Origin of the sequence: Kitasatospora sp. NPDC018058 (assembly GCF_044327205.1) — a bacterium.
In the GTDB taxonomy this organism is placed as follows: Bacteria; Actinomycetota; Actinomycetes; order Streptomycetales; family Streptomycetaceae; genus Kitasatospora.
On record NZ_JBIRFA010000001.1, the window covers coordinates 284076 to 296817 of the forward strand.

The 12742-nt window shown below is 74.5% G+C and carries 8 protein-coding genes; 7 read left to right on the forward strand and 1 reads right to left on the reverse strand.

From position 1 onward, the window contains the following. Positions 1-31 precede the first annotated feature (31 nt). Positions 32-3262: a UvrD-helicase domain-containing protein gene (locus ACH4E7_RS01285; protein WP_396246927.1), complete on the forward strand. Its 3231-nt coding sequence runs from the start codon at positions 32-34 to the stop codon at positions 3260-3262. A 194-nt stretch (positions 3263-3456) separates the two neighbouring features. After that, entirely contained in the window at positions 3457-4644 is a 1188-nt protein-coding gene (locus ACH4E7_RS01290) for a PP2C family protein-serine/threonine phosphatase (protein WP_396246928.1), read from the forward strand. Between the two features lie 73 nt (positions 4645-4717). Here the strand turns inward: ACH4E7_RS01290 and ACH4E7_RS01295 are convergent, their stop codons facing one another. Next, entirely contained in the window at positions 4718-5689 is a 972-nt protein-coding gene (locus ACH4E7_RS01295) for an endonuclease/exonuclease/phosphatase family protein (RefSeq protein WP_396246929.1), read from the reverse strand. Positions 5690-5756: 67 nt separating this feature from the next. Here ACH4E7_RS01295 and ACH4E7_RS01300 point away from each other — a divergent pair, with 67 nt between their 5' ends. From ACH4E7_RS01300 to nudC, 5 genes are all read left to right on the forward strand, one after another. Beyond that, positions 5757-6386: a PadR family transcriptional regulator gene (locus tag ACH4E7_RS01300; protein WP_396246930.1), complete on the forward strand. Its 630-nt coding sequence runs from the start codon at positions 5757-5759 to the stop codon at positions 6384-6386. A gap of 110 nt (positions 6387-6496) precedes the next feature. Beyond that, complete coding sequence (locus tag ACH4E7_RS01305; protein ID WP_396246931.1) at positions 6497-7261, forward strand: ABC transporter ATP-binding protein; 765 nt, start codon at positions 6497-6499, stop codon at positions 7259-7261. After that, on the forward strand, positions 7258-10110 hold the full coding sequence (locus ACH4E7_RS01310; RefSeq protein WP_396246932.1) for an FtsX-like permease family protein: 2853 nt from the start codon (positions 7258-7260) through the stop codon (positions 10108-10110). Before ACH4E7_RS01305 ends, ACH4E7_RS01310 begins: the two co-directional genes overlap by 4 nt. A 133-nt stretch (positions 10111-10243) precedes the next feature. Next, positions 10244-11647: a dipeptidase gene (locus tag ACH4E7_RS01315; RefSeq protein ID WP_396246933.1), complete on the forward strand. Its 1404-nt coding sequence runs from the start codon at positions 10244-10246 to the stop codon at positions 11645-11647. An 85-nt stretch (positions 11648-11732) separates the two neighbouring features. Further along, positions 11733-12668, forward strand: coding sequence for an NAD(+) diphosphatase (gene nudC / locus ACH4E7_RS01320; RefSeq protein WP_396246934.1), 936 nt, complete (start codon positions 11733-11735; stop codon positions 12666-12668). Positions 12669-12742 lie beyond the last annotated feature (74 nt).

Below are 12742 nucleotides of genomic sequence, written 5' to 3' on the forward strand. Positions count from 1 at the left end.
GCTTGTCCGCCGCTCCGGTTACGGTTGCGGGGTGACCGCCGTGCTCAGCCATCCCGACCAGCTCAAGGAGCTGCTGGGCATCCCCTTCAACCGGGAGCAGATGGCGGCCATCGGCGCCCCCCTGGCCCCGGCCGTGATCGTGGCCGGCGCGGGCTCCGGCAAGACCACCGTGATGGCCGCCCGGGTCGTCTGGCTGGTCGGCTCCGGCGCCGTGCGCCCCGAAGAGGTCCTCGGGCTCACCTTCACCAACAAGGCCGCCGCCGAACTCGCCGAACGCGTCCGCACCGCCCTGCTCCGGGCCGGCATCGCCGACCGCGACGACACCGAACCGCTCGGCGACCCGGAGATCTCCACCTACCACGCCTTCGCCGGCCGCCTCCTCAAGGAACACGGCCTGCGGATCGGCATAGAACCCGACGTCCGCCTGCTCGCCGACGCCACCCGCTTCCAGCTCGCCGCCAAGGTGCTGCGCACCGCCCGCGGCCCCTTCCCCGCCCTCACCGGCACCTTCGCCAACCTCGTCGCCGACCTGACCGCCCTGGACGGCGAACTCGCCGAGCACCTGGTCGAGCCCGCCACCCTGCGCGCCCACGACGAGGACCTGCTCGACACCCTCGCCACCGTCAAGCTCGGCAACGACGACCTGCGCGCCGTCCCCGCCACCGCCCGCGCCCGGCTGGAACTGCTGCGCCTGGTCGAGGACTACCGCCGCCGCAAGCGGGCCGCCGGGCTGATGGACTTCGGCGACCAGATAGCCGCCGCCGCCCGCCTCGCCCAGCAGCGTCCCGAGGTCGGCGAACTGCTGCGCGGCCAGTTCAAGGTCGTCCTGCTCGACGAGTACCAGGACACCTCCGTCGCCCAGTGGCTCATGCTCGCCGGCCTGTTCGGCGGTGCCCCCGACAGCAACGGGCGCGGGGGCCACCCCGTCACCGCCGTCGGCGACCCCTGCCAGGCCATCTACGGCTGGCGCGGCGCCTCCGTCGCCAACCTGGACGACTTCCCCCGGCACTTCCCCCAGGCCGACGGCCGCCCCGCCGACCGCTACGCGCTCAGCGAGAACCGCCGCAGCGGCGGCCGCCTGCTCGCCTTCGCCAACCGGCTCGCCGCCCCGCTGCGCGCCATGCACGAGGGTGTCGAGGCGCTGCGCCCGGCCCCCGGCGCCGAACAGGACGGCTACGTGCGGGCCGCGCTGCTGCCCACCCACGCCGAGGAGGTCGACTGGCTCGCCGACTCGATCGCCCACCTGGTGCGCACCGGCACCGCGCCGGGCCGGATCGCCGTGCTGTGCCGGGGCGGCGCGGCCTTCCCGGACATCCACGCCGCCCTGGTCGCCCGCGAGGTGCCGGTCGAGGTGGTGGGCCTCGGCGGGCTGCTGCAACTGCCCGAGGTCGCCGACCTGGTGGCGGTCTGCGAGGTGCTGCAGGACCCGACGGCCAACGCCGCCCTGGTGCGCCTGTTGATCGGCCCGCGCTGGCGGATCGGGCCGCGCGACCTCGCCCTGCTCGGCCGCCGCGCCGCCGACCTGGTGCGCACCGACCGGCCCGAGGGCGTGGAGGCGCTGGCCGCGGCCGTCGCCGAGGCCGACCCCACCGAGGTGGTCTCGCTGGCCGACGCGGTGGAGACCTTCCTGACCGCTTCGACCGGGGAGGGGGGCGACCAGTCGGACGAGCTGCCGTTCTCCGCCGAGGCCAGGGTCCGCTTCGCCCGGCTCGCCGCCGAACTGCGCGAGCTGCGCCGTTCGCTCGCCGATCCGCTGATGGACGTGCTGCACCGGGTGCTGGCCGTCACCGGCCTGGAGGTCGAACTCGCCGCCTCCCCGCAGGCGCTGGCCGCCCGGCGGCGGGAGACCCTGCACGCCTTCCTGGACGTCGCCGCCTCCTTCGCCGACCTGGACGGCGACCCGGGTCTGGCCGCCTTCCTCGGCTTCCTGCGCGCCGCCCAGGAGTACGAGCGGGGCCTGGACAGCAGCCTGCCCGGCGGCGAGGACACCGTGAAGGTGCTCACCGCGCACAAGTCCAAGGGCCTGGAGTGGGACGTGGTGGCCGTCCCCGGGCTGGTGAAGGGCGCGTTCCCGTCCGGCACCCCGCGCGAACGCTGGACCAGCACCAAGCGGGTGCTCCCGCACGCCCTGCGCGGTGACGCCGCCACCCTGCCGGACGTCCGCGGCGGCTGGAACAGCAAGTCGATGGCCGCGTTCAAGAAGGAGCTGGCCGAGCACTCCGGCACCGAGGAACTGCGCCTGGGCTACGTCGCGTTCACCCGCCCCCGCACGCTGCTGCTGGCCTCCGGCCACTGGTGGGGGCCGAGCCAGAAGACCGTCCGCGGCCCGTCCGCCTTCCTGGAGCAGCTGCGCGAGCACTGCGAACAGCCCGGCGCCGGCGAGGTCGAGCACTGGGCCGAGCAGCCGGAGAAGGGCGCCGAGAACCCGGCGCTGACCGCCGCCGTCGAGCGTCCCTGGCCGCTGCCGCTGGACCCGGCCGCCCAGCACGCCCGCCGCCGGGTCGCCGCGGTGGTGCGCGGGAGGATCGCCGGCGCACCGGCCCCCGAGCCGGAGCCGATGGCCGCCGAGGACCAGCGCCAGACGGCCTCCTGGGACCGCGACCTGACCGCGCTGCTCGGCGAGTTGGAGCGGTCCCGGCGCACCGCCCGGCAGGTGCCGCTGCCCGCCGCGCTGTCCGCCACCCAGCTGCTGCGGCTGGCCGCCGACCCGGACGGCTTCGCCCGCGACCTGGCCCGCCCGATGCCCCGCCCCCCGCAGCCCGCTGCCCGGCGCGGCACCCGCTTCCACGCCTGGGTGCAGTCCCGGATCGAGCCGCTGCTGCTGATCGAGCCCGGCGCGCTGCCCGGCGCCGACGACGACGGCATCGAGGACGAGCAGGACCTGGAGCGGCTCAAGGAGGCGTTCCTGCGCACCCCGTACGCGCAGCGCAAGCCCCACCGGGTGGAGGCGCCGTTCCAGCTGGTGCTGGCGGGTCGGGTGGTGCGCGGCCGGATCGACGCGGTCTACCGTGACAGTGACATGCCGTCGGAATCCGGTGGTGCGTCACGCTACGAAGTGGTCGACTGGAAGACCCACCGCGAGGAGACGGCCGACCCGCTGCAGCTCGCGGTCTACCGGCTGGCCTGGGCCGAGCAGGCGGGCGTAGATCCCGAGCAGGTCACGGCTTCGTTCCTGTACGTCCGCAGCGGGCGGATCGTCCGTCCGGGAGGACTTCCCGACCGAAAAGAGTTGGAACGGCTCCTGATCGGGAACAGTGAATAATGAGTCACGCAGAGCATCCAAGTCATCACGGCGACGTCCGAAACCTGTGCGTCGTGCACGTTTCGCACCTATTGTGGGGTCGGTAACCGGTCAACCCCCGTGCTCCGGCCGCCAGCGAGGCCCGCATTCCCTAACCCTCAGTCATCGCCGCAGGTGCCCCAGGGCATCGGCGTCTTCTGCTGGAGAGACCGAAGTTGAGCGCGACCGGATGGATCAGAGAGCGGTTCACCGGGCCGACCCCGGGCCCGGCCCCGGGCGCGACCGGCACCTGGCCGAGGACGGCGCTCGCGCTGCCCTTCATCGGCATGGCGCTGATCGTCGTCCTCGACTACCTCAGCGGCACCGAGGTGACGGTCGAACCCGCCCTCACCGCCGTTCCCGCGCTGGCCGCCGTGGTCAGCCGCCGCACCTGGTACCCGCTCGTCATCGGTCTGTGCACCGAGGCGGCGGCCTTCCTGATGGCCTTCCGCAGCGACGCGCTCGGCGAGTCCGTGCACGCCGCCAGCGTCATCGCGATCCTGCTGGTCGCCACGATCGGCTGGGTCAGCGCCACCCTGAGACTGCGCCAGGAACGCGCCCTCGCTGACGCCCAGCTGGTCGCCTCGATCGCCCGCCGGGTGCTGCTGCGGCCCGTCCCCGAGAAGGTCGGCAGCATGCGTGCCGCCGTCCACTACGAGGCCGCCGCCGCGCACGCCCGCATCGGCGGCGACCTGTACGAGGTCGTCAACACCCGGCACGGCGTGCGCGCCGTGGTCGGCGACGTCCGCGGCAAGGGCCTCGGTGCCGTCGAGACCGCCGCCGCCGTGCTCGGCGCCTTCCGCGAGGCCGCCCATCAGGAAGGCGCCCTCGACCGGGTGGCCGGCTGGCTGGCCGTCAGCCTCGACCGCGCCCTGCACGAGAACGACCACCCCGGCGTGGAGGAGGAGTTCGTCACCCTGGTGCTGATCGGCGTCGGCCCCGACGGCACCGCCGAACTCGTCAACTGCGGCCACCCGGCCCCGCTGCTGCTGCGCGGCGACACCGTTCGCCCGCTCGAACTCGCCGAAACCGTACCGCCGTTGGGTGTCCTCGACCCCGCCGACGTCCACCCCCCGGTGCACCGGGTCCCGCTCCAGGGCGGCGACCGGGTCCTGCTGTTCACCGACGGGATGATCGAGGCCCGCGACCGCTCCGGCGCCTTCTACCCGCTCGCCGAACGCCTCCCGCGCTGCGCCGACGGCCACCCCGCCGACGTCCTGCAGCGCCTCCACGAGGACGTGGTGCGCCACGTCGGCCGCCAACTCGGCGACGACGCGGCCATGCTGCTCCTGCAGTACGACCCCCAGCCGACCGCGGCCGTCCAGCTGCCGCAGCAGAACGGGATGCTGAGCCGCCTCAACTAGGGCGTGGCTGACGGCCACGTCCTGGCGGCCGGCCTTCGGACTCCGCCTGCGGGGCGTTCGAAGGCCGGCCGCTCTACAGCGACACCTGGACCAGCAGCGGCCGGTGGTCCGACACCGCCGCGCGCGGCGCCGCCGCCGGGCCCGTCGCCGCGCGCGGCACCCCGACCGCCAGCACGTGGTCGAACTGCACCGCCGGCCGGTGCGACGGGTAGGTCGGCGTGCGCGCCAGGTCGTACCAGCCCTGCAGCCGCGCCCGCGGCTCGCGCACCCGCCGTCGGCGCGGCTCGACCAGCGCGGGCCGGGCCCGCCGGGCCGCCCGCAGCTCGCGCACCCGCACCCGCGGCGCGGTGCGCTCCAGCGCCGTCGCCCCGCCCAGCACCGTGCGCGGTACCGCGCCGATCAGGTTGAAGTCGCCCAGCACCAGGTAGGGCTGGGGCAGATCGGCGATCCAGCGCCGGATCCCCGCCAACTGCGCCATGTTCCAGCCCGGCACGAAGGACAGGTGCGCGGCCACCACCGTGAACGGCCCGCGCCTTCCCTCCAGTACCGCCGCCAGCGCCGCCCGCGGCTCGTCCGGCACCGGCGTCAGCCCGCGTCGCCCGGCCACCCGCAGCGGCAGCCCGAAGGGCGCCGGGGCGAACCGCCGGGCCCGCCAGTGCCGCACCGGAAGCCGGGTCAGCAGCGCCGTCCCGTACGAGGGCGGGGCGCCGTCGCCCACATCGCCCGGCCCGTACACCCGCAGCCCGTTCGGCCCGGACGGCTCCGGCACCCAGCCCGCGACCGGCGCCGGGCGCCCGTGCAGTGCGGCGGCGAAGCGCCAGTCGCCGGCGCCCATCGCCTTGGCCGCCACCGCCGCCTGGTCGGTGCCGCCCGAGCGTGCCTGGTGCCGGTCCACCTCCTGCAGGGCCAGCACGTCGACGTCCAGCGCGGCCACCGCCTCCGCCAGCGGGGCGCCCGCGTCGGCCGGGTAGGGGCGCGGCGCGCCGTCCGGGGCGAGCGGCTGACCGTGCAACAGGTTGAAGGTGGCGATGCGCAACTGGCTCACACCGCACGACGGTACCCGAGGGGGCGCGGCTTGAGGCGGTAGGGCATACCGGGTATACATACTGAGTATGTCCATCCGCCACGGTCTGCTCGCCCTGCTCGACCAGGGCCCCCGCTACGGCTACCAGCTGCGCACCGAGTTCGAGGCGCGCACCGGCGCCACCTGGCCGCTCAACGTCGGGCAGGTCTACACCACACTCTCCCGACTCGAACGCGACGGCCTGGTCGAACCCGCCGGCGAGGACGAGGAGGGACACCAGTTCTACGCCGTCACCGACGCCGGCCGCACCGAGCTGCGGGCCTGGTTCGACACCCCGGTGCCCCGGACCAACCCCCCGCGCGACGAACTGGCGATCAAGCTCGCCATGGCGGTGACCGTCCCGGGGGTGGACGTCTCCGCCGTCGTCCAGGGCCAGCGCCGGCACAGCATCAAGGCGCTGCAGGACTACACCCGGCTCAAGGGTCGCGCCCTGGCGGGCGAGGCCCGGCCCGGCACCGTGCCCTCGGAGAGCAACGAACTCGCCTGGCTGCTCGTCCTCGACCAGCTGATCTTCCAGACCGAGGCCGAGATCCGCTGGCTCGACCACTGCGAGACCCGGCTCGCCCAGCAGGCCGAACTCCAGCAGGCCCGCGCCGCCGAGGCCGCCCGCGACGGCGCCGCCAAGCCCAAGCGGCTCGGCCGCCGCAGCCGCACCTAGGGCGGCGCGCTCCGCGGGCCCGGCGGCGATCCGCAGGGCCCGCCCCAGCCACTCGAACCAGAGGCCCGGCGCCACGACGCCGGGCCCGTACCCAGCACAAGGGGGGAATCGTGTCCCACACCGAAGAGTCCCGGCCCACGCCGGTGCTGCACCTGGAGAACGTCACCCGCGTCCACGGCCAGGGCGCCGCCGAGGTCCAGGCCCTGCGCGGCGTCGACCTCAAGGTCCACCCCGGCGAGTTCGTCGCCGTCATGGGCCCCTCCGGCTCCGGCAAGTCGACCCTGCTCACCCTCGCCGGCGGCCTCGACACCCCGAGCACCGGCCAGGTCCTGGTCGAAGGCGTCGCCCTCGGCGGCCTCACCCGCAAGCAGCTCGCCCGGGTCCGCCGCCGCTCCATCGGCTACGTCTTCCAGGACTACAACCTGATACCGGCCCTCACCGCCGCCGAGAACATCTCGCTGCCGCGCGAACTCGACGGCCTGTCCGCCCGCGCCGCCCGACGCGAGGCCCTCACCGCCCTGGAGGAACTCGGCATCCCCGAACTCGCCGACCGCTTCCCCGACGACATGTCCGGCGGCCAGCAGCAGCGCGTCGCCATCGCCCGGGCCCTGATCGGCGACCGCCGCCTCGTCCTCGCCGACGAACCCACCGGCGCCCTCGACTCCACCACCGGCGAAGCCGTCCTCGCCGTCCTGCGCGCCCGCTGCGACGCCGGCGCCGCCGCCATGATGGTCACCCACGAAGCCCGGCACGCCGCCTGGGCCGACCGCGTGGTCTTCCTGCGCGACGGCCGCATGGTCGACGAGTCCGTCAGCCAGGACGCCGCAAGCCTGCTCGTCAGCGCCGCCGCGAACAGCAAGCAGGTGGACGAGTGAAGCTCAGCGCCTGGCGGCTCGCCCTGCGCATCGCCCGCCGCGACGCCCTGCGCGCCAAGGGCCGAAGCGCCCTGGTCGTCGCCATGGTCGCGCTGCCCGTCCTCGGCGTCACCGGCGCCGACGTGTTCTTCCGCAGTGCCACCCTCGAACCCGCCGAACAGGTCGTCCGGATCATGGGCCGGGCCGACGGCGACCTGACCATGGTCGAGCGTGGATCCTCCGTCAGGCAGGCCCCCAACGCCGACGACGGCTTCATCACCGACAACCCCAAGCGCGAGGCCAAGGACGGCGCCGCCCCCCAGTACACCCCCGCCCAGCAGCGCGCCCTCGACACCGAACCCGCCCAGCTGGCACAGCAGCTGCTCCCGCCCGGCAGCACCCTGGTGCCCGAACGCCAGGGCCCGTACACCGCGACCAGCAGCACCGAGGGCCTGCTCACCACCCACACCAGCGAAGCCGACCTGACCGACCCGGTCTGGAACGGCCGGGTCGACCTGGTCGAGGGCAGCGCCCCCGCCAACGACCAACAGGTCGCCGTCACCCGGCAGTTCATCAAGCGCTCCGGACTCAAGCTCGGCGACCGCACCACCGTCCGCGGCCTGGAGTCCAGCCCCTTCACCATCACCGCCGTCGTCGAGTACCCCGGCGAACTCGACAAGACCGAACTCGTCGCCCGGCCCGGCACCCTGGTCGGGAAGCTCGCCGAGGGCCAGGGCTCCGGCCGCGGCACCGACACGGCCGACCGCTGGCTGGTCAAGCTCCCCGCCGGCGCCACCCTCGACTGGGCCAAGGTCACCGAACTCAACGGCTACGGCTTCACCCTCACCTCCCGCGCCGTCCTGCTCGACCCGCCCCGCCGCTCCGACGTGCCGTACTACGTCCAGATCGACAAGTACAGCAACGGCCCCCGCTTCCTCGACCGCACCTCCGTCGTCATCCTCGGCACCGTCGTCGGCATGGCCCTGCTGGAGATCGTCCTCCTCGCGGGCCCCGCCTTCGCCGTCGGGGCCCGGCGCTCCCGGCGGCAGCTCGGGCTGCTCGCCGCCGCGGGCGGTGACCGCGCCAACGTCCGCGCGGTCGTCCTCGGCGGCGGCATCGTCCTCGGCCTCACCGGTGCCGCCCTCGGCCTCGGCCTCGGCGTCGGCCTGGTCGCCCTGCTGCGCACCCGGGCCGAGGAGTACGCCGGCGCCCGCTTCGGCCACTTCAACCTGCAGCCGCTCGACCTGCTCGGCGTGCTCCTGGTCGGCCTGGTCACCGGCCTGCTCGCCGCCGTCGTGCCCGCCGTCCAGGCCTCCCGCCAGGACGTCGTCTCCGCCCTCACCGGCCGCGACTCGCTCAAGCCCCCGAGCCGCAAACTCGCCCTGCTCGGCCTGCTGATGCTCACCGGCGGCGGCGCGCTCGCCCTGGTCGGCGCCACCAGCGGCCTCACCAGCCGCAGCATCGCCGTCCTCGGCGGCTCGGCCGTCGCCGAACTCGGCATGGTCGCCCTCACCCCGTACCTGGTCGGCCTGTTCGGCAAGCTCGGCCGCTGGCTCTCGCTCGGCCCCCGGCTCGCCCTGCGCGACTCCGTCCGCCACCGCGGCCGCACCGCGCCCGCCGTCGCCGCCGTGATGGCCGCCGTCGCCGGCTCCGTCGCCGTCAGCATCTACATCGCCAGCTACGACGAGCAGTACCGCCGCGACTACACCCCCACCGGCGCCCCCGGCGCCGTCATGCTCGGCGGCTGGACGGCCGGCTCCGACGCCAAGCTGCTGCCACAGCTGCGCGACGGCGTGGAACGCAGCATCCCCGACCTCGGCCCGCGCGCCGACGTCTCCCAGGTCAACTACAAGGGCGACTGCGCAAGCGGCGGCAGCTGCGGCTACATCGAGGTCATGGTGCCCAAGGACCTGCGCTGCCCGGTCTTCGACCGCGACAGCAGGCGCAGCCCGGGCGAGATCGAACAGATCATGAAGACCGACAAGCGCTGCCAGGTCCGCGAACACCACTCCAGCCGCTACGGCGACCTCACGGCCGGCGACGCCACCCTGCTGCGCAACCTGTACGGCGTCACCGACCAGGCGGCCGGCCAGGCCCTCGCCGCCGGCAAGGCGGTGGTCTTCGACCCGCGCTACGTCAAGGACGGCAAGCTCGTCCTGCGCTACAGCGAACCGACGACCACGGACTACGGCGCCCTCGGCAGCAAGCCACCCACGCTCACCGAGGTCACCGTCGACGCCGTCCTCGCCCCCGCCGCGCTGCCCGCCCACGGCCAGGCCGTGATCAGCCCGGACACCGCCACCCGGCTCGGCTTCACCACCAGCCCGGCCGGCTCGGTCTGGCTGCCCGACACCATGACCTCCGACGGCGCCCAGCAGAAGGCGGACGGCGCGCTCGCCAAGCTCACCGACCACAGCGTCCTGGACATCGAACGCGGCTACCAGACCAAGGCCGGACTCGTCGGCCTCGGCCTGTCCGGCTTCGCCGGCCTGGTCGCCCTCGGCGCGGCCGGCATCGCCACCGGACTGGCCGCCGCCGACTCCCAGCGCGACCTGACCACCCTCGCCGCGGTCGGCGCCGAACCCCGGATCCGGCGCTCGCTCTCCGGCTTCCAGTGCGGGGTGATCGCCGCCATGGGCACCCTGCTCGGCATCGTCTGCGGGATCGTGCCGGCCGTGGCCATCCGCAAGGTCCAGGGCCTGGCGAGCGACTACCCCGGCATCAGCCCCGAGGCGCTCGCCGACAAGTCGGCCGTGGTCTTCCCCTGGCCGACCATCGCCGCCACCGTGCTGGTGCTGCCGCTGCTCGCGGCGGGCCTGGCGGCGCTGCTCACCCGCTCACGGATCTCGCTGCTGCGCCGCTCCGGCTGAGCCGTGCGGGTCCCTCCGGTCACCCCCGTCCGCCGTTCCCCGCGGCGGGGGTGACGGAGGTTACAGCCCTGACGGGCAGCTGCAACCGGACGGCCGGGGCGGGCACCCACACGGGCGAACTACAGTCGTCGGTATGACGAGAACTCCGGACAGCGCCGTCCACTCCTTCATCGACCAGCACCAGGCCGCGTTCCTCGCGGACCTGTCCGAGTGGCTGGCCATCCCCTCGGTCTCCGCCGACCCGGACCGGGCCGGCGACGTGCGCCGCTCCGCCGAGTGGCTGGCCGCCAAGCTGCGCGAGACCGGCTTCCCGGTCGCCGAGGTGTGGGAGACCGACGGGCTGCCGGCGGTGTTCGCCGAGTGGCCCTCCGGGGACTCGTCCGCGCCGACCGTCCTGGTCTACGGGCACCACGACGTGCAGCCCGCGGCGAAGGAGGACGGCTGGGACACCGAGCCGTTCACCCCGACCGTGGTGGGCGGGCGGCTGTACGCCCGCGGCGCCGCCGACGACAAGGGCCAGGTGTTCTTCCACACCCTGGGTGTGCGCGCCCACCTGGCCGCCACCGGCCGCACCGCGCCGGCCGTCAACCTCAAGCTGCTGATCGAGGGCGAGGAGGAGTCCGGCTCGCCGCACTTCGCCGACCTGGTGCGCCGTGAGGCCGAGCGGCTGGCCGCCGACGTGGTGGTCATCTCCGACACCGGCATGTGGTCCGAGACCACGCCGACCGTCTGCACCGGCATGCGGGGCCTGGCGGACGCCCAGCTCGACCTGTACGGGCCGGACACCGACATCCACTCCGGCTCCTTCGGCGGCGCCGTCCCCAACCCGGCCCAGGTCGCGGCCGAGCTGGCCGCCGCCCTGCACGACGCCGACCGCAGGGTCGCGATCCCGGGCTTCTACGACGGGGTCGTGGAGCTGACCGAGCGCGAGCGCGAGCTGTTCGCCGAGCTGCCCTTCGACGAGGCGCAGTGGCTGCGCGTCGCCAAGTCGTACGGCACCCGCGGCGAGGCCGGGTACTCCACCCTGGAGCGGGTCTGGGCCCGCCCGACCGCCGAGGTCAACGGCATCTGGGGCGGCTACACCGGCCCCGGCGGCAAGACCATCGTGCCGTCCTCGGCGCACCTCAAGCTGTCCTTCCGGCTGGTGGCCGGCCAGGAGGTGGAGAAGGTCCGCGAGGCGGTCAGCGCCTGGGTCGCCGAGCGGGTGCCCGAGGGCATCCGCCACGAGCTGGTCTTCCCGGGCGCGACCCGGCCCTGCCTGACGCCGCTGGACCACCCGGCGCTGCAGTCCACCGTGCGCGCGATGGGCCGGGCCTTCGGACAGCGGATCCTGTTCACCCGCGAGGGCGGCTCCGGCCCCGCCGCCGACCTGCAGGACGTGCTGGGCGCCCCGGTGCTGTTCCTCGGCATCTCGGTGCCCTCGGACGGCTGGCACTCGGTCAACGAGAAGGTCGAGCTGGACCTGCTGGCCAAGGGCGTGGAGACCGCCGCGTACCTGTGGGGCGACCTGGCCGAGAACTTCAGGCCCGGCGCGTGACCGGGCCCCGGGCCCGTCACCGCGATCACGACCATGGCAGTCAGATCACTCATCCGGATGATTCACCACGTGGGGATGGAACGAAGTGAGCACCGTGCCTGAGACCGAGCGTCCGCTGGCCCTGGCCAGGTCGGGGGTGGACCGGGCGGCCGAGCACCGGTTCGACGAGCCCTGGCTGGCGGCCGCCTGGAGCCACCCCTCCACCCGGGTGCTGCCGATCGCCGGCGGCGAGGCTTTCGTCGTCGACACCGCGCGGGGCACCGAGCTCGTGCTGCTGCCCTCCTTCGAGGCGCCGCAGACCGGGGACCGGTACTTCCTCGGCACCGACGAGGACGGCGTCTCGTACTTCGCGCTGGCCGGCGAGAGCCTGCCCGGCCGACTGGACGGCGACGCCCGTCCGGCCGGGCTGCGCGAGGTCGGCGCGCTGCTGTCCGGCCGGGACGCCGGGCTGCTGGTGCACGCCGTGGCGCTGGAGCACTGGCACCGGCTGCACAGCTTCTGCTCGCGCTGCGGGCACCCGACCGAGAAGGCCGGCGCCGGGCACGTGCGGCGCTGCACCTCCTGCGCGGCCGAGCACTACCCGCGCACCGACCCGGCGGTGATCATGGCGATCACGGACGAGCAGGACCGTTGCCTGCTCGGCCGCCAGGCGCTGTGGCCGGAGGGCCGCTGGTCCACGCTGGCCGGCTTCGTCGAGCCGGGGGAGTCGATCGAGCAGGCGGTGGCCCGCGAGGTGCACGAGGAGGCGGGGGTCCGGGTCGGCGAGGTCCGCTACGTCGCCAGCCAGCCCTGGCCGTTCCCGTCCAGCCTGATGCTCGGTTTCATGGGCAAGGCGCTGCCCGGCGGCACCGAGATCACCGTGGACGGCGAGGAGCTGGCCGAGGCGCGCTGGTTCTCCCGCGAGGAGCTGCGGGCCGGGATGGAGGCGGGCGAGATCCTGCCACCCTCCGGCATCTCGATCGCCCGGCACCTGGTCGAACTCTGGTACGGCGAGCCGCTGCCGTCGGCCGCGCGCTGGTAATCCGGTACGAAATCCGACCGGTTCCGCTTCTGGCCGATTCTGTACGGAAGGGGGGCGTGCGGCTTATGTCGCGC